Genomic DNA, 26,235 nt, shown 5'->3' with positions numbered 1-26,235 from the left:
TAAAACTTTAAACGATTGACTGAACTGGCAAAGATACCGAATCAACTCTTGAAAGCACAATTGAAAATTCCAAATCCAGTCAGCGGATAAGTAGATGTGCTGAGAATATGATAACGGGTTTCAACACTCATCTGATGATTTTTTTGATAGAATCTTGCTCGGTTTGCATAATTTTTTAACAATAATCGGCCGCCATTTGCCAAAGACTTAAAAAATGATTATCAACCCAATCGTGTTACTTAATTTTATAAATTTACATGGATTTGCAAGCAAAGGGCAGTAATCTTCCGAAAGAACGTTTTTCCACTAAATGGGGACTGATTTTAAGCGTTTTGGGAATCGCAGTTGGTACGGGTAATATTTGGCGATTTCCCCGCATTGCAGCTCAAAATGGGGGCGATACCGGAGCCGGTGCCTTCCTGATTGCCTGGATTACATTTCTTTTCATCTGGTCGATTCCTCTGATCATTGCCGAATATGGAATGGGTAGAAATGGACGGAAAGGAGTTATCGGATCCTATATTAAAATGGTTGGCAAGAACTCTGCCTGGATGGGAAGTTTTATTGGGTTTGTAGCCACAGCCATTATGTTTTACTACAGCGTAGTTGCCGGATGGTGTGTCTATTACCTGATCGAATCCGTTTTCTCTGTACTTCCGGACTCTGTTGAACATGCGGATATGGTTTGGTCGGGTTTTCAAAGCTCAACACTTCCATCCATTTTGCATGCACTGATGATATTTCTGGGAGGACTGGTCATTTTAAAAGGAGTGAAGAGCATTGAGCGAATTAACATGATTTTGATTCCGTCTCTTCTGGTGGTATTAATCATTTCTTTGATTAAAGCTCTCACATTATCAGGAAGTGGTGCCGGGATTGCTTATCTGTTTACGCCCGATTGGTCAACATTGAAAGAACCCGGTGTTTGGCTTGAGGCTCTTACACAAAATGCCTGGGATACCGGTGCCGCCTGGGGATTAATCCTTACGTACGGGGCCTATATGCGGAAACAGGATGATATTACCATTAGCGCTTTTCAAACCGGTATCGGGAACAACCTGATATCATTGATGGCTGCTGTCATTATATTTTCAACAGTTTTCGGCACACTGGGATCTCAAATGAGTGACGGAGAAATTCTGGAAGTCATGAGAACGTCGGGACCAGCTTCAACAGGTCTTACGTTCATGTGGATGCCACAGCTTTTTAATGAAATGACTGGCGGGCGTATTTTTGCGATTCTCTTTTTTCTTGGGCTCACGTTCGCGGCATTCAGTTCACTCATTTCAATGATTGAACTCGCCACAAAAGTGTTTATCGATATGGGTATAACACGGAAAAAAGCTACAATTGGAGTATGTATTGTAGGATTTTTATTTGGATTGCCTTCAGCCATTTCTGTAGATATTCTCGCCAATCAAGACTTTGTTTGGGGCGTAGGTTTGATGATTTCCGGCGGATTTATTTCGTTTGCCGTGATCCGCTTTGGGGCTAATGAATTCAGAAATACACTTGTTAATACCGCGGAAAGCCGAGTGAAACTGGGGTATTGGTGGACCTTCATTATCAAATATGTGATACCTGTGGAAGTGGTAACGCTTCTTGTTTGGTGGATTTATCTAAGTGCGGCCGTATATGCGCCGGATACCTGGTACAATCCGCTCAGTCCGTTTTCAGTAGCTACCGTTTTTGTTCAGTGGGGAGTAGTGATGCTTCTATTCAAACTTTACAATTCAAAAATTGCTGATAAAACGATTCTGAATTAAAGTAGTCATCCTTTAATCATATCTACGCATTGGTTGGCTAAGCTTACTGAATTTTCTTCTCTATTCTTTGAAGCGTTTCGAGAATGGCTTTCAGGGTATCATCTGAGTCGCTGTCCTTCGGAGTAGTGGTTAATTTTTTTGATGATGAAGACGATCCCAAATCGGTAATTCTGTCCCGCTGATCAATCACTTGTTCTCTGAATTCCCTCGCATCCACAATGCCAATCAGAGACATGTCTGTGCCTCCCTGGGCACTTTGTCCCGCTGTTTCTATTTTCAAAGTACTCAAACCAAAGTATCGGAGAAGAGGACCTTCGCGAAAGGTTAAATCCTGGATTTTATCGAGAGGAATAGTGCGTTCTACCTGGAAAAGGACTCCTTTCTTGAACTTCAAAGACCGGGTGGTCAGTTCACAAAAAAGGCTGTTGAAATAGCGTTTCAAATACATTCTTCCAAAGATCAGCCAAAAAGGAATAATGATAATCCCAATGATGGTCAGACAGCAGATCAGGATAACCGAGATATTGATATATGTTTTGATCCGCGGATTGAATTGAGCTTCTACAAGAGTTCGGGCCTTTACATTGGATAATTGTTTGTCCATAAAATTTATATCAATGTTATTTGATGTCCATCAAAAGAATAGAATCTTGTAGACAAGTACAACAAAAAAGGCTACCGATAATGCTCGATAGCCTTGAATTATTTTCTAAGCTGTAGTAATCGAGAATCAGATTAGTGGTTGCTCTGAGCTGTTTTTTCTGAGTCTTTCGGCACAAAATGTAAAGCAGCTGAATTCATGCAATATCGAAGGCCTGTTGGTTTGGGGCCATCGTCAAAAACATGACCGATATGTGAATCGCAACGACTACAGACAATTTCAGTTCGCGTCATAAAAAAGCTGTTGTCTTCTTTTTCCTCAACCGCATCTTCCTCAACAGGGGCGTAAAAGCTTGGCCAGCCGGTTCCGCTTTTGTATTTGGTTTCGGAGTGAAAAAGAGGTTGTCCACAAGCCTTGCAAAGATAAACTCCGGTTTCGTAATTGCCGTTATGTTCATTAATGAAGGGAATTTCGGTACCTTTTTTCCGTAATATTCTGAATTCTTCTGAAGAGAGTCTATTTTTCCATTCATCTTCCGATCGTACCACTTTATCTTTGTCGTATGATTCGCTCATCGCTTCGGTATATGTTATGCTATTCAAAAAATGTTTGTGTCCTTCCTCATTTACTTCCTGACTTTGCCCCAATGAGGTCCAGGAAAGAAAAAAGAGGAGAACAAGAAATGAGAGAAAGAATATGTGAGGTAATTTCATAATTCGATGTTTGACGTTTGTTGCGGCCAGAACAAAACCGGTTTAAATTGCATTCACGAGGGAAAGATTGTCTGTTAATTCAACGCGTGACTAATCTACTGATTATGAACTTATTTATAGGCAGAATCGTACGCTTGCGCGATAAATGTTACAGACTTGTTATGATTTGCAGAAAGAAAAGAATGCTAACCATTAAGATTGTTGCCTATTAACATAATAGGCAACACCCCATATAAAAACCCATCCACCGGCGGTGATGTAATACATCCCATAGGCCAGGAATGCAACATTTAAAAAATAGAGTACGTGATACATCCACGCCGGTGCACTTTCGGTTTTTCTTTTCGTAATAGACCTGAAATTTTGATTAAATAATGTAAATGCACGAGCCAGTACCATTAGGCCGGTATATACATACAGCACATATTCCAACGCAATTGTTTCTTCAAAAAAAACAACAATAGCAATGACTATTGTGGCAATCAAATCTACAGTAATGTGTTTAAGCCACTGCATCACAAATAGGTGAGAATAAAATCAAATAACAGGCGTATCTTCAAAAAACTACTGTTGGAGTTGAATAACTTCTTTAGCCTGCAGGCCTTTCTCGCCATCAGCAATTGTAAATTCAACTTTTTCTCCTTCGGTCAGCTTTCTGAATCCATCGCTTTGGATCTCTGAATAGTGCACGAATACGTCTTCACCATCTTCCCTGGTTATGAACCCATAACCTTTACCATTATGAAACCATTTAACAGTTCCTACTTCACGGTTTTCCATAAATAAATCCCATCTAACTAAGTTCCCATTGATAGTTACAACAGCTTGATTTCATTTTGTGAAACCAAAACCATCAATCGCTAAAATACTTTGTTAGAACCTATTTCGCAATAATCATCGTAAGTTCAGAAAATACAATGAGAAATGAGTTAAATTGATGTAAAGTAAGTGTTAAAATAGGTAAATTTTTGCAGTTGTTTTGATGGACTTTGAGCGGAAAAAAAGGGATTTATGATTGAAAATGAAGTATCGATAGATGGACCAGTCCGGCATTTTTTAATTAAAGCTTAACTGGATACCAGCTCTGAAGTTACGGCTGCTGCCCGGTTCAAAGTATCTGCTGCCAAATGCATTCACAAAAACAGAGCTGTTATATCGCGTATTCAATATGTTGTTGACAGCGATAAATGGCCGGATGGTTCCCGATTCAAAGACTTGTGGGACCTGCAACGTCCAGCGAAAATGGAACAGACCATATCCACTATTAGAAGAAGTATTCCCACTGTCTGCATAGTATTTGCTTACCCATTCGCTGTCAATGCTGAAATGATGATCACCCGGAGTATAATTCAACGTTACGCCAGCGCGGAATGGTGCAACACCGGGAAGCTGATTGCCGTCATATTCGCCGCCGTCAAATGTGGCTGTCAATAAATTAAGCATGAGACGTACGCCAATGTTCTTATTGCTATTATATGCGAGCCCCATTTCCGTACCATAATGAATGGTTTGCCCTTCATTTTGATAGTAAACAGCCCCGTTTGGGAGTTCGCTGGGTACCAAAATATTATCCACTCTCATTCCATACATAGCCACATCGTAGCTTAAGCGGGGCGTCCTTCCGCGAATACCCGATTCCAGGCTTATTGTTTTTTCCGGCTCTATAGATTGATTAAAACCGGCTCCTCCCTCGGGCCGGTTGACCAATTCTGTAGTGGTTGGTGATTCAAAAGAGGTACTCAAATTAGCATAAAGAGAAGTATTATTCTGGTAGTACAACAGTCCTATACTTGGATTGATCGCAAAGAAAGTACGTGACCCTGTTTGGTCATCATCAAGAGATTTTGGCGTTTCAAAATCCAGCCAATCCGCGCGTGCCCCTGCACTTACTGAAAAGACTTCACTCAAAGGAATGGAAACTCTTGTTGATAAAGCCCGGTTAAATACCTGCTCTTCTTGTTGAAGTGTTATCTCATTGCCGGACTCCCCATTCACATTGTTTGTTTCGAGCCGGTCATCATTTTGAATTTTCATCTCAGCGCCAATCTGAAAATCAAACGGCAGCGTGTTAAACTGGTAAGTAGACCGTATACCACCTGCATACCGCTCCAGATTGACGACTCCGAAAGTCAGCGGATTTTGAAGATCGCGGTAAGTTCCATGGGCAGAAACATCCAGAATACCGGAACTGAATTGGTGAATATAGGATGTGCCGATCATTGCCTGATCGAACTGTTTTCCCGCTTTATTCTCAACAAAATTAGGGGTTGCATTGCGTGGAGTGTCTTCGGCATCCTCTTTAGTCAGCGATCCTGGGTGCTGAGCTTTTGGCATTCCGGTATATGCTACCCGGAGAGTAAAATTTCCGTTATCAGAAATTGGCCTTTCAAAACCCAAACTGCCACGGTAAAGTCGGGCTGCGCTGTGGTTTCGATAGCCGTTGGTTTCGAAATAAGTACCATATCCATACACACGGGTATTTCCAATTGTACTGTTTAGTTCCAGCTCTTGTTTAATCGTGCTGAAGGACCCGCCATATCCCCGATATCGAACGGAGGGTGCGTCAGCCGGCGGTTTTGTTGATAATGCAAGGACTCCACCGCTGGAGTTTCCCCAAAAAGTTGCTGCAGGTCCGCGGAGTAATTCAATTCTCTGAACCATGGATGGATCAATCATGTTCATAATTGTCTGTCCGTCGGCAACGGTGAGTGGAATGTTATCCAAAATAACCTGGGTTCCGCGTACTCCAAATTGGGTTCTCCAGCCTAAACCACGAATTGTCAGGCGTTCACCTAAAGCATAATTTTCCCGGTTGCTGATGAAAATTCCCGGAATGGTATGCGTGAGTTCGTCCATCGTGGCGGCCGGTCTGGAGGCAAGATCGCCCGAGCCTCGAATCAGGTATGAAAGAGCCATCGGAGCTTTCCCGATTGTGATGGAAGAGTGGGCAGCTTCAACACGAATTTCCTCAAGCTCTGCAGATAAAGTATCACTCGATACTATTTGTGCGACACTAACATAGGGTGAAGCCAAAATGATTAAAAAAATAAGACAAACAATTCTGTTTGTAATTCGTATTGAAGAATGCATTAATCCTGTATTATTTTAAATAAAAATATTGCGCATTAAATATAATCATGTCTGGCAGAGAACCATTCAAATATTACTTTTTTTTGCATTTTGAATGGATAGCACTAATATCCGGCTTGTTATTAATGGCTTTTTTGGATCCTTTCAGTCAAGCACCATCTATATGTCCGATTGACAGACTTGGATTTGATTTTTGTCCGGGATGCGGATTGGGTAAGTCGATAGCATTTGCTGCACGCGGTAATCTGTCGGCATCCTTTCAATCGCACCCGTTAGGATTGTTTGCAATACTGATCATTCTGGCGAGAATAGGTTCAATTCTTCGTCGAAATTATGAATTCAAAAGAACTGAGAAAAATGAAGAAAATATTTGAATATCTGCCCGAGCTTGAAGGAGATGAATCCGAATATATTGGCCGCATTATTGAAGATATGCCCGAAGAGGAAGCTAAAATGTTTTCAAATATCTATAGATCCAGGAGAAAGGATCCCATTCTTCTTTTGGTATTGGCACTGATCGGACTTTTTGGAGTTGCCGGAATCCACAGGTTTTTTGTAGGCCATATCGGCATGGGAATTCTTTATTTATTGACGTGCGGACTTTGCTTTATCGGTACAATTGTGGATATGATTAACTACAAAAATTTCGCTTTTGAGTATAACAGAAAAATTGCTCAAGACCTTCTAAAGGATTTCAACTGATGGTGAATGCAAAACCAAACCGGGAAAAATCCGAAGAACTCCTCAAAGAGTATATAGAATCAGAGAGCCTGAGAATACACTCGCGTATGGTTGCTGATGCAATGGAAGCATATGCAAATAAGCTGAGCAAGCCAGACAATGAAACGGAGGATTGGTGGACGGCAGGATTACTGCATGATCTTGATTGGGAAAAGTTTCCGGATGAACATCCCAACAGGGCAGTTACAACAATATTACCACCTATGGGATATCCCGCAGATGTTATATCCGCTATAAAAGCTCATGCACCGGAGAGAACCGGCAAAGAGCCCGAAAGCGAAATAGAGCGTTATCTATTTGCCTGCGATGAAATTTCAGGATTTTTGAATGCAGTTTCCTTGATGAGACCGAATGGATTTGCAGATATGAAAGTAAAATCCGTGAGAAAAAAACTAAAGGATAAGCGGTTTGCTGCAAATGTGTCCCGGGACGATATTCAAAAAGGAGTTGAGTTAATCAATAAAGAATTGTCTGATCATATACTTTTTTTGATTGAAGTGTTTAAAGATAAAAGTTATTAGGAATTTGCAACCCGGGCCGTTTTACAGGCGTAATGAAAGTAAATGGTGTAGCTACTCCGAAATGTAGCCATCGACTGTTTTATTGATGAATTACCGTAACCATTTGCAGCGTATGAAAGTATTTAAATCCATATCTTCTCTTATCGTTCTGTTCTTGCTGATAACAGGCATTTCACGCCCGGTTATTGCTCAACAGGCGGCGTATAGCGTGGTTAGCAAATCGAGTTCAACCCTTGAAAAAACTCAGGATAAACCCTATAAATCTGAGTTTTTCCATGTCAGGGGCACGCCCAAAGTTACCGTTCACACCACAACCGGAAATATCGAGGTTTTTCAAAATTCAGAGATCGATGGCGTGATGGTGGATTTGTACCTGGAGCGTAGCTTTTCACTTTGGTCGGGCAGAAGAAGTCTCGACAACTACCGCATTATTTTACAACAGCAGGGAGATCATATTATCGCCTCTGTAGAGGACAAAAAATCAGGCTCGGTTTCCGTAAACAGTGATATCAAATTTCACTTTGTAGTTCAGACCCCGGCTAATATTTCAAGCAACCTTCGCACTTTAGATGGAGATATTTTTCTCGAAAATGTAGAAGGGTATCATTACGTTCAAAATCAATCCGGCAATGTAAATATTATTAATGCTTCGGGGGAGATAAGGGTTGTATCCACACTGGGAAATATTGGGTTGGAAAACCTGAACGGCAACATTTGGGCTAAAACAGTAAATGGAAGTGTTAATGTACTATCCAACTCTGGCGAGGTTCGGGTTCGTTCGGTATCCGGTAATATTATTGCTTCTGATATAAATGGTACGCTGGTGTCTGCCACTACAAGTGGTAGTATTTTTGCCGATTTCAGGAATGTATCCAAAGCCATTTACCTGGAGACTGTCAGTGGTGACATTGATCTTCTTTTGCCAAGATCTGACGGTTACAATATTGAAGGAAGTGCCATGAGTTATGATTTTGTTGGCTTTGATGATGAAATAATTTCTGAAAGGCATCAAAACCATCGACAGCTGAACGTCGTCATTAGAGAGGGTGGATTACCTGTCCATGTTACAACGATGTCGGGCAGGGTTCGGGTAGCGGAATCTCAGGAATAGATTTAGAGAAAAGTGTATAGGTTAGGAATACTAAATATTATTTTTTGGGGCATATTACTTGCAGGGGTTGATGGGGTATCAGCTCAGGACGAAGATATTTTTCAATTTCCTGAACCCGAGGTTGAGGAAATTACACCGGATATGATGCTCAATGACAGCAAGATCATCTACATTCAGGATATGTGGAAGTTTCACGTAGGAGACAGCCTGGCATGGTCCAATCCGGAGTATGATGATGCGGGATGGGATTATTTGAGCACGAATTTATCTCCAGCCGATCTTTCTTTTGTGGAATGGGCCGGCATCGGATGGTTCCGCAAACAATTCAAGGTTCACCCCAATTTGCGGGGTAAACCCATTGCCTTATTGGTAGAACGGCACCTCGGGGCTTCTGAAGTATATTTGAACGGGGAAAGAATTTACGAACTTGGAGATTTTTCAACCGATCCGGAATCCGTTGTCAGTTATAACAGCAACAATCCGTTGGCTATTGTTTTTTCTGATGAGGAGATTCAAACCATCGCGGTTCGCTTCATAAATCCGAATTATTCGGAAACGGAGTTAATTATGGGTTATAATGGTTTCCGATTTTTGATGGGAGACTGGGCAACTCATCAGGCTCAAACATTTTCATTTCTCTCCCGGTGGACCGGGAGAAATCTGTTTTACATCGGGGCACTTCTTGCATTCGGGATCATTCATTTTCTACTGTTTATTTTTTATCCGGCTGAAAAACGAAATCTCTATTTCGCAGTTTTTGTAGGGTTTCTGGCCATTTTATCCTACTTGCTGTACAAAGTGGAATTGACAGAGAATACAAACGGCACATTACTTTTTCTGAAATTTCTGTTCGTTATTGAAGTGCTGGTTTTAGCCTTTGCAACCCGTTTTACGCATAGTATTGACAAAAAGAATACCCCGTTTTATTCGAACCTTCTTGTGTTGTCGGGTTTTGTAGTTGGAATTCTGATTTGGTTCTATCCCGGAAAACTTACGTGGCTCAAAGAGCTCGCGGTCCTGGTTTTTGTAGCAGAAATATTTCGAACGGTAATCATGATGTTTTACAGGAACCGTGGAGGTGTCTGGATGTTGGGCGTTGGTGTTTTGGTCTATGTTTTCTCGTTGATCTATAATATCATGATCAATTTTGAAATTCTTTCCGGAAGTGTACAAATGGCAAATATGGTAGGTTCCGGGTTCCTGGTTTTATCCATGTCTGTATTTCTTTCCCGGGATTTTGCAATCACTCAACGAAGACTTGAACAGAAGTTGATCGAAGTAAAACATCTTTCAAAAAGGTCTTTAGATCAAGAAAGAGTCAACAAAGAACGTGAGATTGAAAAGCGATTGCTTGAAGTTGAGAATAAACGAAAAACCAAAGAACTGGAAGAAGCACGTACGCTTCAGCTCTCCATGTTGCCGAAGAAAATGCCTTCCTTACCCAGTTACGATATGGCTGTTTTTATGGAAACAGCTACAGAAGTAGGCGGAGATTATTACGACTACAGCGTGGCGCCGGATGGGACGTTAGTGCTGGCTTTGGGAGATGCTACCGGCCATGGCATGAAGGCTGGTATCATGGTTGCTGCGGCAAAAAGTTATTTTCATACACTTGTTCATGAAATGAATAATCTTACCATGCTGGAAAGAATCTCATCCGGTCTTCGCAACATGAACATGAAGATGATGTACATGGGATTGATGCTGGTTCGATGCAGAGGAAAGGAAGTAGATATTGCAACTGCAGGAATGCCACCGGCCCTCCATTTTAAAAAAGAGACGAATTCAGTTCAACGAATTACGCTGAAAGGGTTACCTTTAGGAAGCAGCGTTCAGTATCCCTACGAAAATCAATGCTTCCAGCTTAATGCCGGTGATATTCTGCTTATGATGAGTGACGGTCTGACAGAATTGTTTGATTCGGAGAAAAAAATGTTAGGCCTCACGAAAGTGGAAGATGTATTGTCGAATGCAGACGGATTGAGCGCAAATGATATTGTTAATCAGCTTACACAATTGATGAATACGTGGTCGGGCGGAAAAGAACCGCATGATGACATTACCATCATGGTATTAAAAATGCAGGAATAACTTTTTCAGGCTGAAATTTGACTAACAGATTTATTGATTTCTGAAACACAAATCAGGTCACTTCGTAGTGAATAGAAATTGTTCGGTATGGCTAAATATTTAATCCTCTTACTCTGTTTTTTGCTTGCTCCGCTCTGGTTGTTTGCACAGCAATCCGATCCCGATGATCCATTTGAAAGAGACCCCATTTTCAGCAAGTCGATTGATGAATTATTCGACAATGAAAAAGATGATGAGTTCGGTGACGAGGAAGAAGAGATGGATCATTACAATGATGATTTTGATGGAGCCGTTCGCCGGCTTTCGCAGGATGGCATTGATTTAGGAGGAGGGCTTGAAGCCGGGCCTTATTTTAGCAGTGATCTGTATAGCCAATATCCAAATCTCCCAACAATACATTTTAACAGGGTAAACGGTCTCTTTTTGGGGCTTAGAAAGGAACGGATGCAGTGGCATCGATATAATTCTTTTCTCGACATCCCACAAATTCAGCCACATGGATTGATAGGATGGGGAACCGCCTCAAAAGATTGGGAATACACACTTGGTTTAGAGAAGCTTATTGGCGAGAACAGACGCTTTTTGATCGGGGGTGAATATCATAATGCAACAGCTACGGAGGATTATAAACGGGTTGGGCTTGTTGAATCTTCCATCACATCCTTTTTTGCAGGTTATGATTTTCTGGATTATTACAAAATGGAGGGATTTGGAGCGTATGCCCTTTTCCGAACCCACCGATGGCTGGAAACCGGATTTTCATTCAATAGTGACAGATTTAGTTCACTGGAACAGAATACAAGCTATTCATTATTTGGCAAGGCGAGCACATACCGGCCGAATCCAGCGATAGATTCAGACGCGGACGAAATTGATTTAGACATTTATACTCTTTCACTTTCGCTAAATCCCAGAAATGTACTTCTTGCCAACAGGTTTACGATGGCGGGATCAATACAAGCAGAACTGGCGGATAACAGTGATAGTGATGAAGATTACCGCTTCAATAAATATCGTTCCGAGTTCAGAATGTATTACAACTTTGAACCTGGTTCCGTGTTAAAATGGAGATTGCAGGCGGGAAGTATCACGGGAAATGCTCCCGATTTCAAAGACTTCTATTTGGGGGGGATTGGTACTCTCAGAGGTTCTCCGTTCAAGATCTTCCAGGGGAACCAGATGATATTGAGTAATCTTGAAGTGAAATTTGGAAGGCCCTCCCATTACTCAAGTGAATGGCTGACTGACTACAATCTGCACATTCTTTTATTTCTGGATTCAGGATGGGTGGCACAGACGCCTGAGCTGAGAGAATCAACAAATCCATTTGAAGGATTTCACCGTTTTTCGATTTCAGATATGCAGCATGATGCCGGATTTGGTATTGGCTCAGGTGCTTTTCGTTTCGAACTGGCATGGCCGCTAAAAACCTTTGACAGTTCACCCGCTTTCTGGATTCGCTTTAATCCTACCTTTTAATAGTTTATCCCTGTATTTAAGCCATAAAAAAGCCTCAGACCGGTCAGGATCTGAGACTGTTCTTTAGGGCATTTGGCACCTTTCGGTCGCCAAAAATCGTGTCCTGAGGATATACGTCCACTTTTTTTATTTGTTGCGGATTTTGAAAAGTTCAAAACGAACGCCATCCTCCACAAATGCCGTTGAAATTACTATTTGGAACAAACAAGGGGAGAATAGAATATCATAAGGGTAGATAGATTCAGAGATAAAATTGATCTGTAAACGTTATATTTTCGAAGTTCATTTTTAAAGAAATATCTGTATGAATCATTTTTCTAAAAAAGAAATGACAATGTTGGTTCTTCTGTTCATTGTCGTTTTCACTGCTACATTTTTTTCCAGAACGGCCAGGCTTTATCAGGGAACAGCACTGAATACGGATGACTCTATAGAACTTTTACTCTATGAGAGAACCAACGTAGAAGGGTTAACAAATCAGCTGGACAGCCTGAGGGTTGAGTACAATACGCAGGAATTGATTTGGGCGGCCAATACGCTGGGCTGGAGAAATTATCAACCCGGACGATATGTAATTACCGGTGAAGATTCGTACTCTTCGTTTTTGTCAAAAATGGGCCGGGGCATTCAGGATCCGGGAGCTGTTACCGTATTACCCGGAATAGATCGCGAACGTTTGGCTAAGAGATTGTCCGAGCAGCTTCGGGCAGATAGCTTATCATTCAGAGAATTATTTGAAGACAGTTCTTCCGTTGCTTTGGAACTCGGTTTAAGTGGAGAAGAACTCTTCGCCAGAATGCTTCCTGACACGTATCAAATGTATTGGACTTCATCCCCCGAAAGCGTAGTCCGGCGATTGCATTCCGAGTTTGAATCAGCCGTTATTGATTCGTATAAGAATGAAATTGATGAAAACCCACTCAGCCTGAACGAAATCATAACGCTTGCCTCAATTGTAGAAGGGGAAGCTCAGCTTAATGAAGAGAAACCTAAAATCAGCGGACTGTATTTAAACCGACTGGATCGGGGTATGCTGCTACAGGCAGATCCAACTGTGATCTATGCTTTGGGTGAAAGAAGACGTCTTTTATACGCCGATTATGAGTTAGATCATCCTTACAATACTTACAAGATTCAAGGCTTGCCTCCGGGGCCAATTACAAATCCCGATTTGAACTCAATCAGAGCGGTCTTAAATCCAGAAAATCACGATTACATTTATATGGTTGCTACGCCTCAGGGAGGGCACCGTTTTTCAGAAACCTATAGCGAACACCAGCAGGCAAGCGCAGAATGGAGAGAATGGATCAGAGAACAGTACAGAATTCGGCGCGAAAGGGAAGAACATTCCTCTTCATCAAACCTGTAAAGATAAAAGAGTTCTAAAAACTTTCGCCTGTCTGATTAGGGAAGACTCAGCGATCGGATGAATACATTCTGATTGATTCTTCCTCCATTAAAGTAGACATGAAATGCGAGCCCATCATACATAGACCGGCTCCTCATAGCTTGGCTCAGGTAATCCGGGTTACCGGCTGTTTCCAGGGATTGCAGCAGGAAGTTTGCAGTGTCGTAGCCAATCCTTGAAAATTGGTCGGGTTGAGATCCAAATCTTGTTTCATAATCCTCAATGAAATAATCGATGGCATCTGTATCCGGATTTTCGACATACGACTGTGAGTAGTAAATATCAAAATAGCGTCTTTGGTAATCTGTAAGCGTAGCATACTCCCACTCTTCTGATCCCAAAATGGTAATATCACTATTCATGGCTTCGAGGTTGTTCATCAACAGATTCATCATCGTAGTTGATGCTTCTCCTGTAAATGGCGCATAAATTGCATCTGATGGCTCAATGCCTAAAGAATCGATAAGGGCAGCATCAGAAGAAAAAATTTCTGTGAGTTGATTGAAATCATAACCTGTTGCTGCAAAATCTTCTTCAATATAATAGGAAACATTCGCGCCCAGCCGTTCAGCTTCGTGGCGAAAAGCCAGTGCAGATGTACGCCCCAGCGAACCCTCTTCAGTAATGATTGCAAAAGAGTTTAAATTCAATTCCTGAACCGCATATTGAGCCATTTTTTTCCCATGTACTTCAAAGGTAGGATTCATCTGGAATGTATAATTGTAATCGAGGTTCAGGCTGTCGGAATTGGCGAGTGGAGCCAACATGGGAATTCTGAATTCTTCGGAAAGTTGGGCCATGCGAGTGGCTGGCTCAGAAAAAAGAGGGCCAATAACTGCATCCACTTTTTTTGTCCACGCAAGTTCTGAAAAAGCGGCAGCCGTTGAATCTACATTTTCATTCGAGTTTCTGAAAATCAGGTTTACTTTTTGATTACTATTTCTGCCGTTAAAATCGTCTGCTGCCAAAACCATTCCGTAATAAAGATTTCGGGGAATTGTAAAATCGGGGTCATTTTCATCAAAAGTGGGCAGAATTACGCCGATGTTATATACAATACCTTCGGGTGCAGAGGGATACTGATCACGTCTGGTTTGTGATCTCAAATTGGTGAGAAGCTGTTCAATTTGTCTTTGTGAAAATGTATCCCCTGTTAAGCGTACAAGTTCATCAACCAGAATCCTGTAGGCATCTTCATCTAAAAATGGTTTTGAACTATTTACAAGGTCGTATTGAACGGAGGTTGAAGTTAACCTGTAGAGGGTTTCATATCGGTCATTAATGCTCAGATAATTGAGTATCTGGTTATAAAACCGCTGTGCATCAGATCGTAACCCAGTTTGATTAAAACCATTGGCCAGATCATAGAGATGTTGAAGGCTCACATCATAGTTTTGCAGGCCAAAATGCGCCATTGCCAGGGAATATTTTGCTTCCTGCCGAACATTCTCACGATTACTTTCCAGGGCGCTCTGCAGATGTCTGATCGCCTTTGAATAATCAGCCAGCGCCAGGAAACTTTTTCCCGCAAAAAGTTGAGACCGTTCATCGTCAGAATTCAGGAAAAGTTCAGCGGCTTCCTGGTATTCTTCGGCTCGATAGTGCTCCATTGCCTGGCTAAAAGATTGGGCAAAAATTTGTGATTGGACCGTTAAAAGAAGAAAAATTGAGATTAGAAATGCTTTCATAAAAGAGTCGGGTGTAACATGCATTTTCATATAGCTAATCTGTATCGGTTTGTTCCTTTTTTATTCCCACTCAATAGTTGCCGGAGGTTTCGAACTCACATCATATACAACCCTGTTTACTCCCCGAACTTCATTGATAATTCGGTTACTGACTTCGGATAGAAATTCGTAGGGTAAACGGGCCCAGTCGGCTGTCATTCCATCCACACTGGTCACGGCCCGCAGTGCGATTGTGTATTCGTAGGTTCGTTCATCGCCCATCACTCCAACAGACTGAACCGGTAGAAGCACAGCCAGTGCTTGCCAGACTTTATCATATAATCCGTATTCCCGCAGAGCATGGATGAAAATTGAATCGGCTTCCCGCAGAAGATCGAGTTTCTCTTTGGAAAGTTCTCCCAAAACGCGAATTCCGAGTCCGGGACCGGGAAATGGATGTCTTCCAATAAATGAATCGGGGATACCAAGTTCACGGCCAACACTTCGAACTTCGTCTTTAAAGAGTTCCCGAACAGGCTCAATTAAATCAAGATGCATTTTTTCTGGCAAACCGCCCACATTGTGGTGAGATTTGATCGTAGCGGAAGGCCCTTTAAATGAAACGCTCTCAATTACATCCGGATATAAGGTTCCCTGCGCCAGGTATTTAAAATCCTCTTGATCAGAAATCGATTCATCAAATACTTCAATAAATGTATTTCCAATAATGATGCGTTTTTCCTCGGGATCAGCCACACCTTCAAGATTTTTTAAAAATTTCTCTGAAGCGTCAACGCCAATAACGGGTAAATGTAAATGCTCTTTATATGTATCCAGAACTTCATTGAATTCATTTTTTCGGAGTAGTCCGTTATCTACAAAAACGCAAAGAAGCTGGTCTCCAATCGCTTTATGGATGAGAGTGGCAACTACCGTGGAATCCACCCCGCCAGAAAGAGCACAAATAACTTTATTGTCTCCCACGAGTTCACGAATGCTTTCGATCTCAGTTTCGATGAACGAAGAAGCCGTCCACTGACCCTGGCATTTGCAGATGTGGATCACAAAATTTTGAAGAATCTCTTTGCCCTTTTCGGTATGTACAACTTCGGGATGAAACTGAACACCAAAAATATCTTTCTCTTTATGGCGAACAGCCGCAACCGGTGCGTTCGATGTGTGAGCAATAACTTTATAAGGTTCCGGCAATTTATTGATATGATCGCCATGGCTCATCCAAACAACGGAATCATCAGGTACATTTTTGAGGAGGCCAGAATCGTCATCAATTATCAGTTTTGCACGGCCAAACTCTCTCTTTTCGGCCCGCTCTACACTGCCGGGAACCAGGGAATGAGCCAGTGACTGAAGTCCGTAACATACGCCCAAAACCGGTTTTCCATAATCAAAAAAGTCAAGGTTTAGAACCGGAGCGTCTTCATCATAAACACTTTTAGGACCGCCGGAAAGAACGATGCCTTTAGGCGGGTGATCATTAAATTGTTGAGGTGAGACATTGAAAGGATGGATTTCGCAGTAAACATTTAATTCGCGAATCCGCCGGGCAATTAATTGGGTGTATTGAGAGCCAAAATCAAGGATGAGAATCCACTCATCATGATGAGTATACATGTTTCAATTTTTAGAATAAGCATTTACATGAAACCCGCGAAGTTTCACTTATTTTTTATCCTAAGAAAAACTGCGCGGGTTTTAAATGAAGTGTGAATATAAAAAGATCTGAGCAGTTTTATCTGCTAAACCCCTTTATTCAACAATTTCTTTATACTCGTCAACGGAGAGGAGGGAATCCAGTTCTGAATGGTCACTAATCTTAATTTTTACCATCCATCCTTTGCCATAAGGATCGGTGTTTACCAGTTCCGGATCATCTTCCAGCTCCTCGTTCAGTTCTGTAATTTCTCCGGCCACCGGGCAAAAAAGTTCTGAAACCGTTTTTACCGCTTCAACGGTACCAAAGACTTCGTCTTGCTCAAACTCGGTTCCTTCTGGTTCCAGTTCTACAAATACAATGTCTCCCAACTCTCCCTGGGCAAAATCTGTAATACCGATTGTTGCTGTTCCGTCGCCATTATCACGGACCCACTCATGCTCTTTTGTATACTTCAGATCTTCGGGGAATTTCATAATCGTAGTTAATTTTTATCAGGATTAAAGGTAAATGATTTTTCAAGGTACTGAGTATTAAAGTCCCCGTTAATAAAATTGGGATCTTCCATTAGTTGCAGATGGTAGGGAATGGTTGTTTTGATTCCCTCAATCACAAATTCTTCAAGTGCTCGCTTCATTCTTTTAATGGCTTCTTGCCGGTTCGAAGCACTTACGATTAATTTGGCAATCATTGAATCATAATACGGCGGAACTTTATATCCCGCATAGGCATGTGTATCAACCCTTACACTTCGCCCGCCGGGAATATTAAAGGTAGTGATAGTCCCGGCTGTTGGCCGAAAGTTATGTTCCGGGTCTTCTGCATTGATTCTGCACTCTATGGCGTGCCCACGAAATTTGAATGATTTGGCGTTGAGCTTTTCTCCGGTTGCGGCAAGAATTTGGTGTTGTACAAGATCTGTAAAGGTAATTTCTTCGGTTATGGGATGCTCAACCTGTATTCGGGTATTCATCTCCATAAAATAGAAATTGAGGTCTTTATCCACGATAAACTCAACGGTTCCGGCGCCTTCATAATTGATGGCTTTACCGGCATTCACGGCTGCTTCTCCCATTTTTTCACGTACTTCGGGTGTCATAACAGGAGAGGGAGCTTCCTCAAGAATTTTTTGATGCCGGCGCTGTAAGGAACATTCACGTTCACCAAGATGAACAACATTTCCGTGCTGGTCACCTAAGATCTGAATCTCAATATGGCGCGGATTTTCGATAAACTTCTCAATGTAAACCTCGGCATTTCCAAAGGCTGCTTCTGCTTCATTTCGGCAGGTTTTATAAGCATTTTTGAAGTTCTCGGGATCATTTACAACTCTCATTCCACGTCCGCCACCGCCTGCAGTAGCTTTAATAATCAATGGAAAACCAATTTCTTTTGCGAGCTTTTCAGCTTTTTCGAGAGACTCAACAATTCCATCTGAGCCGGGGACCACAGGTACGTTGTTTTTGATCATTGTGGCCTTTGCAGTGGCCTTGTCTCCCATGGTGCTGATCATTTCAGGAGATGGCCCTATAAACTTAATGTCGTGCTCGCTGCAAATCCGGCTGAATTCTGCGTTTTCGGCGAGAAAACCATAACCCGGATGAATTGCTTCGGCGTTGGTAATTTCTGCAGCAGCAAGAATGGAGGGAATTTTCAGGTAACTTTCTTTACTGGCAGGCGGTCCAATACAAACCGCCTCATCAGCAAATTTTACATGAAGACTGTTTTCATCTGCCGTCGAGTAAACCGCAACAGACTTAATTCCCATCTCTTTGCATGTACGAATGACTCTGAGCGCAATTTCACCACGGTTAGCAATCAGTATCTTCTTAAACATACTGGGATTTAATCTTTTTTAATGATAAATAGTGGCTGGTCGAATTCCACAGGAGAAGCATTGCTCACCATAATTTTTTGAACGGTTCCTGCAAATTCAGCTTCAATTTCGTTCATGATTTTCATCGCTTCCACAATACAAAGTGTCTGTCCTGCATCTACATGGTCTCCCACTTTTAAAAACGGATCAGAATCGGGAGAGGGAGCTTCGTAATAGGTTCCGACAATCGGAGATTTTACAACTTCTCCATCGGGCTTGGATTCTTCTTTTTTGGTCTCTTCGGTTGCCGCTGAAGTTGCTGCCCCACCAGCCTGAGGGGGTACCGGTTGTTGCGGCGTTTGCGGCTGCTGAGGAATTTGATACTGCACGGGAGCCGGTGATGGCACATCAGAGGTTTTTTTAACCTTAATTTTAAAATCTCCTTCCTCGATTGAAACTTCATCTACTTCACTTTCAGAGATCAGGTCCAGTAATTTTTTGACAAGTTTTAAATCCATTACTCTATTTTGGTTTAAAATTAATTTCAAATGCAGGCTTATAGCCCCAAATACCTGCTTCTATTAACTTTTAAGTATTAGCTTGTGTTCCGATTTAATCGGTTTTTACTCTTTCAACATATTCGCTGGTTCGGGTATCCACTCGAATCATGTCGCCTTTATTTATAAAAAGCGGTACTTGTACAACGGCGCCCCCGGCAATGGTTGCCGGTTTACTGCCGCCCTGAGCGGTATCGCCCTTCAGGCCGGGATCTGTTTCAATAACTTCAGAATCAATATGATCTGGTGGTTCGGCGTAAAGAATGTTTTCATTATCCACATCAACCACGAGCGTGCAGACCATTCCATCAGAGATAAACTCGGATTTTTCAACCCGTGACTGTTCGAGTGGAATCTGTTCGTACGTTTCCTGATGCATAAAAAAGAAAAGGTCGCCATCAGCGTACAAAAACTGGTAAGGTTGGCGTTCCACGCGCACGGCTTCTACTGTTTCGCCCGAACGGTACGTCTTTTCAATATTTTTTTCATTCACGACGCCCTTTAGTTTTGTTCGGACAAATGCGCCGCCTTTTCCCGGTTTAACATGCTGAAAATCAATAATATTGTAGATTTCGCCGTCTACAAGGATATTCAATCCAGTGCGGAAATCTGAGGTAGATACTTTTGACATATTTTTTTTTGTGTTCTAATCGACAACTGAAAAATACTACGAGCTTGCTTTGATAACAAAAAGATTACAGAAAATTAGAAAGAAGATTATACAGAATGGCAGCAGGACAGATAAACTTAATAAATATAGGCCAGGCTTTTGCAAAGAGGCTATTTCGGATGTTGGAATAACCGTTTTCCATTTCGGCGATAGCCTGGTCGGTTTTCCAAAAATATCCTACAAAAATACAGATCAGAAATCCTCCCAACGGCAGGCCAATACTGCTAAACAGGTAATCAAACCAGCCGATTAATGCCGGGAAGTAAGCCACAGCAGCAGAAATCACAAAGATAAACAGACCGACCGACCACGCTGCTTTTTTACGCTTTACTTCAAATTCATCGATCACATAGGAAACGGGAACTTCCAGAAGGGAAATGGTTGAGGTAAGTGCGGCAATACTCAGGAGCAGGAAAAAGGTAACCCCCAGAATCAAACCAATGCCGCCTCCAATGGAATGGAAAAGTGCGGGCAGAATCTGGAATACAAGATCGGTACTTGAGGCCAGTGATCCTCCAACATTAATATTAATCCCCTGGCTTTGGGCAAGGTACATGGCAGGAACTATCAAAAGTCCTGCCAGGAAAGCAATGCCGACATCTGCAATGGTTACAAATGCTGCGGCCTGAGGAATGTTTTCCCTTTTGCTCAGATACGATCCATATGTGATTAATGCTCCCATTCCCAAAGACAGTGAGAAAAATGCCTGACCCATCGCAGAAAAGATCAGTCCTGCATTGATTTTACTGAAATCCGGAAGGAGGTAGGCGCTGATTCCTTCACTACTGCCGGGTTGCGAAAGAACATAAATAATCATCACAACAATGATGGTAATAAGCATCGGCATCATGGCTTTTGTTGCCCGCTCAATACCTTCACTCACGCCTCCGGTAATGATTTTAATGGTTCCCAGCATGAATACGGCAGCAATGAGTGCATTTTTAAAACCGTTGCCGGTATCGGTAAGCCATTCGGCGGCTTCAGCCCAACCAAAAAAGTAGAAAATCTCTTCGAATGCAAAACCAAATGCCCAACCGGCAATGACCGTGTAAAAAGAGAGTATCATTACACCACAAATGACTCCCCAAATACCTACCAATGGAAAGAACGTATTGTTACTGATGGCTTTAAAAGCGCCAACGGGATTTTTGCCGGCCCTGCGTCCAATGGTTATCTCGGCAGCCATAACCGGGAAGCCAATCGCAAATGTACAGAGCAAATAGATTAACAGGTAGGCGGCTCCTCCTTCGGTTGCTACTTTTGTAGGAAAAGCCCAAATATTACCAAGGCCAACAGCAGATCCGGCTGCAGCAAGAATAAATCCAAGTTTAGAGTTCCATGTACCTCGGGTCGAAGCAGTTGATGTAGCCAAGTGAAAGAGAGTTTTAGGTTAATTTGAACGCAATTAAAATATTCTCTGAAAATTAATGACGCAACTTTCGAAACAATATACCGCTTTGAGGTGGTATGTTTATACTTCCGCTCGCAATATTTATCACATGAGACGAAGTGATTTCATGATCTGCAATAACCTCCCATGCACCGCCCGGCAGTTCATGATTTTCATATGGGTACGAATTTCCATTTAATATCACGTAGTAGTCGTACATGTCTCCGGTTGAATTTCCGTTTATATAAAAACTCAACAATAACGGGTTTCCATAGTAATCAAAATGAATTTCATCGGGATTACACTTTCGCAATGCGGGCGATTTTTTACGGATGTCAATCAGTCCCCTGTAATATTCGTAAAGGTCGCGGTTTAGATCAATATCATCAAAATTGATCCAGTTTGTCTCATTATTTTTTTGATAGCTGTTGTGATCGATTTTTCCTTCGTCCGGATCGTTAACAGGCGTTTTTGCAATTACTTTTGAGCGTGCAAATTCCTGTCCGGCATGAATCATGGTTATTCCCTGTGCCACAAAAAGAGAGAGCGCCGCCAGTTTGGAAAGGCGCATTTCATCATCATTCAGTTTTTTATGCTCATACAGGTTTTCGATCACCTGGTCATGAATTTCAGGATTCAGCCCAATGCGTATGAAATCCCCAAGCGTATATCCATCATGGCTTTCCAGGTAATTTACGCTGTGGGCCGATGTATGAAACAGGCCGCCCTCGCCATGATTTAACGTACCCCGCAGAATATTTTCGAGACGCTGACGACGGGTTTCGTGCTGCCAGTCTGAAAAAATAAACCCCCGGTCGTGTTGGGGATCAGCTCCCTTAAAACTGTTTCTGATCCGGTCATTCCAGGACGCCCAACCGTGATCGGAAAAACGATGCGGCGAATAGTTACCGCCCCACGGTTCGGCAATCAATACTGCTTTCGGGTATTTCTTTTGGATTTCGGCTTTAATGATATCCCAGGTTTCTTCATCCAAAAGTGCAGCCAAATCAAACCGGAAACCGTCAATTTTATACTCATCCATCCAGTACAAAAGTGAATCGATGATGAGTTGCCTCGCAGCCGGTTCTTCTGATTTGTACTCGTTACCGGTTCCGCTTCGGTTTAGAAGGTTTCCGTTTCCATCTCTTCGGAGAAAAACATCCGGGAGGAGATGGGTATGTGGATTTTTGTCAAATAATGAGGTGTGATTATACACCACATCCATCAAAACTGTAATTCCTTCGGAGTGTAATTTTTTGACGACCTGTTTGAATTCATCAACAGCCGCTGTTGTTTTGCCCGAATGCCGGTTGCTTCTGTCGGATGCGTAGGCATTTTCCGGAGCGAAAAAGAAGGAGGTCATATATCCCCAATAGTTGGCCTCGTACACATTCCAGCTATTGTGAAATCCCTCGTCTGTTTTTACGCCATAAGGAGGTTCAACGGGAGCAAATTTCTGCAACGGTAAAAACTCCACGCAATTCACGCCAAGTTTCTTCAGGTGATTGATGCCTCCACGCTGATTTGAATCAATAAACATTTTGTAGGATCCCATAGCCTCACTTCCGCTGCTCTTATGAGCTGTGAGATCTTTCAGATGCGTTTCATAAATAACCAGGTCTCGGGGATCTTTGGGGAAACAATGGCCGGTATCTTCCCAATCAAAATGGTGATCAAAAATATAAGATTTCGCATCCTGCTGATAGGTGTTTTTAACCGTCACATGTTTGCTGTAAGGATCGGCAAAGAATGCATCTCTGTAAGGTGATTTGGGTTGATCCGATTTCTTGAATTTGGCCCTGTATCCATACCACTTTTCAGAAAGATTTTCTTCAATGGTAAGTGTCCACGATCCGTTTTCACCCTTATTCATCGGATGTTCGGCCCCTTCTTCGTCATCATAATGATCGAAAATAATGCAGGTAACAGATGTAGCTTTCGGGCAGTAAAATCCAAATTTTGTAGAGTCGTCGGACACTACGCACCCCAACATAGTTTGGGTACCACTTCTTGTATTTGATATCATCAGGTAACAGGACTTCCGGGTTCGGCATCGGTTTCAACGAAATGAAGTGTTCCTTCGGTGTCTTCGCCCATCAGGATCATTCCATTGCTTTCAATACCCATCATTTTTTTAGGTGCTAGATTTGCTACCACACAAACGGACTGCCCGACAATCTCATCCGGGTCGAAAAATTCGGCGATTCCTGAGAGTATGGTTCGTTTTTCAAACCCAAGATCAACGGTTATCTGGATTAGTTTATTTGATTTTTTAACTTTTTTCGCGGCGATAATTTTTCCTGCCCTGAGATCAAGAGAAGCAAAATTGTTAAACTCAATTTCATCTTTAAGCGGAGTGAAATTCTTTTCAGAAGATCCTTTATCGGCAGCCCGTTGTTTCAGTTTTTCAACCTGTTTTTCTACCGTTTCGTCTTCAATTTTTTCAAAAAGAATTTCTCCTTCTTCAATTAACTGGCCTGCGGAGAGGATGTGATCGTCCACCATATTCCATGCGATACTTTCCGGCACGCCAAGCTGTTGGCGAAGCTGATGCATTTTTTGAGGAAGGATGGGTTCAAAAAGCACGGAAAGGGCCGCACTGATTTGCAGACAAACATACAGCGTATTACCACAAGCCTCAGGATTTTCCTTGCGCGTTTTCCACGGCTCGGTTTCTGTAAAGTAGCGGTTTCCGATTCGGGCCAGTTCCATGGTTTCGTAAATGGCTTCACGAAATTTGAAGGATTCGTACGCTTTCTCAATTTTTTCTTTCTGATCAGAAATCTTTTCTAACGTTTTTATATCAAGGTCAGTGGGATTGGAAAGTTCAGGTACGGCTCCTTCAAAAAATCGTTGGGTAAAACTGGTTGTTCGGAATACAAAATTTCCGAGGATGTCTGCCAGTTCGCTGTTCACCCGGCTTTGGAAATCTTTCCAGGAAAAATCGGAATCTTTGGTTTCAGGAAGTGTGGTTCCCAAAACATAACGAAGCAAATCGGCCTGGAATTCTTCAAGATACTCTTCCAGCCAAACCGCCCATCCTTTAGAAGTAGAAAGTTTTCGGCCCTCCAGGTTTAAAAATTCATTAGCCGGAACGTTTTCCGGCAGTACAAAATCTCCATGCTGTTTCAGCATAGCGGGAAACATGATGCAGTGAAACACGATATTATCTTTCCCGATAAAGTGAATGAGCGTTGTCTCTTCATCCTGCCAGTATGTTTTCCAGCGATCGGGATCACCCTGAATTTTGGCCCACTCTTTTGTTGCCGAGATGTAACCGATAGGCGCATCAAACCACACATAAAGTACTTTGCCTTCGCCTTCTTTGAGAGGGACGGGAACACCCCAACTCAGATCCCGGGTTACGGCGCGGTCGCCCAGGCCGGTATCCAGCCAGCTTTTGCATTGCCCCACAACATTTGGTTTCCAGTTTTCACGCGATCCAATCCATTCCTCCAGCCACTCTTGGTAATTTCCAAGTGGTATAAACCAATGTTCGGTTTCTTTTACAATCGGTTTATTTCCGGTGAGTGCGCTGACCGGGTCAATCAGGTCTGTCGGAGAGAGAGACGTTCCACATTTCTCGCATTGGTCGCCATATGCTTCCGGATGGCCACAGTTTGGGCAGGTTCCTTTCACATAACGGTCGGGAAGAAACATATTTGCTTCTTCATCAAAAAACTGCTCCTGTTTTTGTTTGGTGAAGATATCCTGATCATACAAATTCAGGAAAAAATCCTGGGAGGTTTTTTTGTGAGTCTCCGAACTGGTGCGTCCGTAGTAGTCAAAATCAATCCCGAATTTTCGGAATACATCTTTGTTTCGCGTATGATAACGGTCTACAATTTCCTGCGGACTCACTCCTTCTTTTTCAGCGGCAATAGTAATAGGCACGCCATTTTCATCCGATCCGCAAATGTGGATGATATCCTTCCCCTTCAAACGCTGATATCTTGTAAAAAGATCAGCAGGCAGATAGGCGCCGGCAAGATGCCCAAGGTGAATGGGACCATTGGCATAAGGCAGAGCCGAAGTAACTAAAATTCGTTTCGACATAAAATATTTTCGGTCAGTTTTCTAAGCGGCTGAATTTATGATTGCGCCCTCAAAATTACCAATTCAACAGACAAGTTGCAGTTGTTAGTTTGGGATTTCAGGATTAAGGTCGAAATTTAAAGTTATTCGTGAGCCAACTCATCAAGACGGGTTATAGTAACTTTTCACAGAATGCATACAAAGCAACACCCGAAGCGACGGATACATTCAGCGAGTGCTTCATTCCAAACTGTGGAATCTCAACAGCGGTATCAATTTCAGAGAGAAGTTTTTCATCAACCCCGGTAACCTCGTTTCCAAGAATCAGGCAGATGGGTTTTTCGGAGAGTTTATATTCGTGGATCGGAACACTTTGGTCGGTTTGTTCGAGGGCAAGGATTGTATATCCTTCTTTTTTTAGTTGATGAATGGCTTCAATTTCATGTTCAATTTTTCTCCATTTTACATGATCTTCGGCCCCAATAGCTGTTTTTGTGATTTCTGGCCGGGGCGGGGTTGGAGTAAATCCAGAAAACCATAACTGGGAAATTCCAAACGCATCGGCGTTACGGAAAGCGGCGCCTACATTATGAAGACTTCGGATATCATGAAGCCAGAGAATGAAACGATTCCGCATAGGCGAAGTACGTTCCTGGTTTTGAGCGAGGATCTGTTTGGTTGAAAGTTTCTTCACATTTGGCGAACTAAATTATTTTCTTTTTAAAAACAGGTTCATGAAACCATATAGAATTCATAATATAATCTTAAATCAAATTGTTTACTTTCTATTCTTAACTTATTAGAAACTAAACACAACTCGAAGAATTGTTAAAATGAAGATTCAATCAAAACATCTGTTCTCATTGCTTTTCGCTTTGTTAGTAATGTCCATGGCAGCCTGCCAGCA

23 protein-coding genes are annotated in these 26,235 nt (G+C 42.2%); 8 read left to right on the top strand and 15 right to left on the bottom strand.

Features of this window, described 5'->3' with window-relative positions:
- Positions 1-257: 257 nt before the first annotated feature.
- On the top strand, positions 258-1,766 hold the full coding sequence (locus L0B18_RS17055; protein WP_234573020.1) for a sodium-dependent transporter: 1,509 nt from the start codon (positions 258-260) through the stop codon (positions 1,764-1,766).
- A 43-nt stretch (positions 1,767-1,809) separates the two neighbouring features.
- Here L0B18_RS17055 and L0B18_RS17050 read toward each other — a convergent pair whose 3' ends face one another.
- From L0B18_RS17050 to L0B18_RS17030, 5 genes are all read right to left on the bottom strand, one after another.
- Positions 1,810-2,370: a PH domain-containing protein gene (locus L0B18_RS17050; protein WP_234573019.1), complete on the bottom strand. Its 561-nt coding sequence runs from the start codon at positions 2,368-2,370 to the stop codon at positions 1,810-1,812.
- A gap of 131 nt (positions 2,371-2,501) precedes the next feature.
- A complete protein-coding gene (gene msrB, locus L0B18_RS17045) occupies positions 2,502-3,080 on the bottom strand; it encodes a peptide-methionine (R)-S-oxide reductase MsrB (RefSeq protein ID WP_234573018.1) in 579 nt (192 codons plus the stop codon).
- 192 nt (positions 3,081-3,272) lie between these two features.
- Positions 3,273-3,596 (bottom strand): hypothetical protein, encoded by a 324-nt coding sequence (locus L0B18_RS17040; RefSeq protein ID WP_234573017.1) that lies wholly within the window; start codon positions 3,594-3,596, stop codon positions 3,273-3,275.
- A 48-nt stretch (positions 3,597-3,644) separates the two neighbouring features.
- On the bottom strand, positions 3,645-3,860 hold the full coding sequence (locus tag L0B18_RS17035; protein WP_234573016.1) for a cold-shock protein: 216 nt from the start codon (positions 3,858-3,860) through the stop codon (positions 3,645-3,647).
- Positions 3,861-4,136: 276 nt separating this feature from the next.
- Complete coding sequence (locus L0B18_RS17030; protein ID WP_234573015.1) at positions 4,137-6,170, bottom strand: TonB-dependent receptor family protein; 2,034 nt, start codon at positions 6,168-6,170, stop codon at positions 4,137-4,139.
- A gap of 47 nt (positions 6,171-6,217) precedes the next feature.
- Between L0B18_RS17030 and L0B18_RS17025 the strand changes: the two genes are divergently transcribed.
- The 7 genes from L0B18_RS17025 to mltG all read left to right on the top strand — a co-directional run bounded on the left by L0B18_RS17025 (position 6,218) and on the right by mltG (position 13,482).
- Entirely contained in the window at positions 6,218-6,544 is a 327-nt protein-coding gene (locus tag L0B18_RS17025) for a DUF2752 domain-containing protein (protein ID WP_370647604.1), read from the top strand.
- Positions 6,528-6,872, top strand: coding sequence for a TM2 domain-containing protein (locus tag L0B18_RS17020; RefSeq protein ID WP_234573014.1), 345 nt, complete (start codon positions 6,528-6,530; stop codon positions 6,870-6,872). The genes L0B18_RS17025 and L0B18_RS17020 overlap by 17 nt, the downstream gene beginning before the upstream one ends.
- Entirely contained in the window at positions 6,872-7,432 is a 561-nt protein-coding gene (locus L0B18_RS17015; RefSeq protein ID WP_234573013.1) for an HD domain-containing protein, read from the top strand. Before L0B18_RS17020 ends, L0B18_RS17015 begins: the two co-directional genes overlap by 1 nt.
- Before the next feature lie 112 nt (positions 7,433-7,544).
- Complete coding sequence (locus L0B18_RS17010) at positions 7,545-8,543, top strand: DUF4097 family beta strand repeat-containing protein (protein ID WP_234573012.1); 999 nt, start codon at positions 7,545-7,547, stop codon at positions 8,541-8,543.
- A gap of 12 nt (positions 8,544-8,555) precedes the next feature.
- Entirely contained in the window at positions 8,556-10,634 is a 2,079-nt protein-coding gene (locus tag L0B18_RS17005) for a SpoIIE family protein phosphatase (protein ID WP_234573011.1), read from the top strand.
- A gap of 87 nt (positions 10,635-10,721) precedes the next feature.
- Positions 10,722-12,113, top strand: a complete 1,392-nt coding sequence (locus L0B18_RS17000) for a hypothetical protein (RefSeq protein ID WP_234573010.1) — start codon at positions 10,722-10,724, stop codon at positions 12,111-12,113.
- Between the two features lie 304 nt (positions 12,114-12,417).
- Positions 12,418-13,482 (top strand): endolytic transglycosylase MltG, encoded by a 1,065-nt coding sequence (mltG, locus tag L0B18_RS16995; RefSeq protein ID WP_234573009.1) that lies wholly within the window; start codon positions 12,418-12,420, stop codon positions 13,480-13,482.
- Positions 13,483-13,517: 35 nt separating this feature from the next.
- On the opposite strand, the gene L0B18_RS16990 is transcribed toward mltG, so the two are convergent.
- The 10 genes from L0B18_RS16990 to L0B18_RS16945 form a co-directional block, all read right to left on the bottom strand.
- Positions 13,518-15,209 (bottom strand): ABC transporter substrate-binding protein, encoded by a 1,692-nt coding sequence (locus tag L0B18_RS16990; RefSeq protein ID WP_234573008.1) that lies wholly within the window; start codon positions 15,207-15,209, stop codon positions 13,518-13,520.
- 60 nt (positions 15,210-15,269) lie between these two features.
- A complete protein-coding gene (gene guaA, locus L0B18_RS16985) occupies positions 15,270-16,820 on the bottom strand; it encodes a glutamine-hydrolyzing GMP synthase (RefSeq protein WP_234573007.1) in 1,551 nt (516 codons plus the stop codon).
- A gap of 135 nt (positions 16,821-16,955) precedes the next feature.
- Positions 16,956-17,336 (bottom strand): glycine cleavage system protein GcvH, encoded by a 381-nt coding sequence (gene gcvH / locus L0B18_RS16980; protein WP_234573006.1) that lies wholly within the window; start codon positions 17,334-17,336, stop codon positions 16,956-16,958.
- Between the two features lie 8 nt (positions 17,337-17,344).
- Positions 17,345-18,697: an acetyl-CoA carboxylase biotin carboxylase subunit gene (accC, locus tag L0B18_RS16975; RefSeq protein WP_234573005.1), complete on the bottom strand. Its 1,353-nt coding sequence runs from the start codon at positions 18,695-18,697 to the stop codon at positions 17,345-17,347.
- 8 nt (positions 18,698-18,705) lie between these two features.
- The gene (gene accB, locus L0B18_RS16970; RefSeq protein ID WP_234573004.1) at positions 18,706-19,194 is read right to left on the bottom strand and encodes an acetyl-CoA carboxylase biotin carboxyl carrier protein; all 489 of its coding nucleotides are present in this window, start codon (positions 19,192-19,194) and stop codon (positions 18,706-18,708) included.
- Between the two features lie 94 nt (positions 19,195-19,288).
- A complete protein-coding gene (gene efp, locus L0B18_RS16965; protein WP_234573003.1) occupies positions 19,289-19,864 on the bottom strand; it encodes an elongation factor P in 576 nt (191 codons plus the stop codon).
- 64 nt (positions 19,865-19,928) lie between these two features.
- Positions 19,929-21,275 (bottom strand): sodium-dependent transporter, encoded by a 1,347-nt coding sequence (locus L0B18_RS16960; RefSeq protein WP_234573002.1) that lies wholly within the window; start codon positions 21,273-21,275, stop codon positions 19,929-19,931.
- A 52-nt stretch (positions 21,276-21,327) separates the two neighbouring features.
- Entirely contained in the window at positions 21,328-23,271 is a 1,944-nt protein-coding gene (locus tag L0B18_RS16955; RefSeq protein WP_234573001.1) for an alpha-amylase family glycosyl hydrolase, read from the bottom strand.
- A 47-nt stretch (positions 23,272-23,318) separates the two neighbouring features.
- Positions 23,319-25,349 (bottom strand): methionine--tRNA ligase, encoded by a 2,031-nt coding sequence (gene metG / locus L0B18_RS16950; RefSeq protein WP_234573000.1) that lies wholly within the window; start codon positions 25,347-25,349, stop codon positions 23,319-23,321.
- A 151-nt stretch (positions 25,350-25,500) separates the two neighbouring features.
- Positions 25,501-26,022 carry an RNA methyltransferase gene (locus L0B18_RS16945; protein WP_234572999.1) on the bottom strand — a complete coding sequence of 174 codons (522 nt, stop codon included), beginning with the start codon at positions 26,020-26,022 and terminating at the stop codon, positions 25,501-25,503.
- Positions 26,023-26,235 lie beyond the last annotated feature (213 nt).

The sequence above is a fragment of the Rhodohalobacter sp. 614A genome, from assembly GCF_021462415.1.
Taxonomy (GTDB): Bacteria; Bacteroidota; Rhodothermia; order Balneolales; family Balneolaceae; genus Rhodohalobacter.
The sequence above is the reverse complement of the archived record's forward strand: the minus strand, read 5'-3'. Positions and strand labels throughout refer to the sequence as shown.

Coding starts and splice junctions, on each gene's coding strand:
- L0B18_RS17010 (WP_234573012.1), top strand. CDS start 7,545: ATGAAAGTATTTAAATCCATATCTTCTCTTATCGTTCTGTTCTTGCTG.
- mltG (WP_234573009.1), top strand. CDS start 12,418: ATGAATCATTTTTCTAAAAAAGAAATGACAATGTTGGTTCTTCTGTTC.
- msrB (WP_234573018.1), bottom strand. CDS start 3,080: ATGAAATTACCTCACATATTCTTTCTCTCATTTCTTGTTCTCCTCTTT.
- L0B18_RS17025 (WP_370647604.1), top strand. CDS start 6,218: ATGTCTGGCAGAGAACCATTCAAATATTACTTTTTTTTGCATTTTGAA.
- L0B18_RS17055 (WP_234573020.1), top strand. CDS start 258: ATGGATTTGCAAGCAAAGGGCAGTAATCTTCCGAAAGAACGTTTTTCC.
- L0B18_RS17050 (WP_234573019.1), bottom strand. CDS start 2,370: ATGGACAAACAATTATCCAATGTAAAGGCCCGAACTCTTGTAGAAGCT.
- L0B18_RS17035 (WP_234573016.1), bottom strand. CDS start 3,860: ATGGAAAACCGTGAAGTAGGAACTGTTAAATGGTTTCATAATGGTAAA.
- L0B18_RS17015 (WP_234573013.1), top strand. CDS start 6,872: ATGGTGAATGCAAAACCAAACCGGGAAAAATCCGAAGAACTCCTCAAA.
- guaA (WP_234573007.1), bottom strand. CDS start 16,820: ATGTATACTCATCATGATGAGTGGATTCTCATCCTTGATTTTGGCTCT.
- L0B18_RS17020 (WP_234573014.1), top strand. CDS start 6,528: ATGAAGAAAATATTTGAATATCTGCCCGAGCTTGAAGGAGATGAATCC.
- accB (WP_234573004.1), bottom strand. CDS start 19,194: ATGGATTTAAAACTTGTCAAAAAATTACTGGACCTGATCTCTGAAAGT.
- L0B18_RS16990 (WP_234573008.1), bottom strand. CDS start 15,209: ATGAAAGCATTTCTAATCTCAATTTTTCTTCTTTTAACGGTCCAATCA.
- metG (WP_234573000.1), bottom strand. CDS start 25,349: ATGTCGAAACGAATTTTAGTTACTTCGGCTCTGCCTTATGCCAATGGT.
- efp (WP_234573003.1), bottom strand. CDS start 19,864: ATGTCAAAAGTATCTACCTCAGATTTCCGCACTGGATTGAATATCCTT.
- gcvH (WP_234573006.1), bottom strand. CDS start 17,336: ATGAAATTCCCCGAAGATCTGAAGTATACAAAAGAGCATGAGTGGGTC.
- L0B18_RS17030 (WP_234573015.1), bottom strand. CDS start 6,170: ATGCATTCTTCAATACGAATTACAAACAGAATTGTTTGTCTTATTTTT.
- accC (WP_234573005.1), bottom strand. CDS start 18,697: ATGTTTAAGAAGATACTGATTGCTAACCGTGGTGAAATTGCGCTCAGA.
- L0B18_RS17040 (WP_234573017.1), bottom strand. CDS start 3,596: ATGCAGTGGCTTAAACACATTACTGTAGATTTGATTGCCACAATAGTC.
- L0B18_RS17000 (WP_234573010.1), top strand. CDS start 10,722: ATGGCTAAATATTTAATCCTCTTACTCTGTTTTTTGCTTGCTCCGCTC.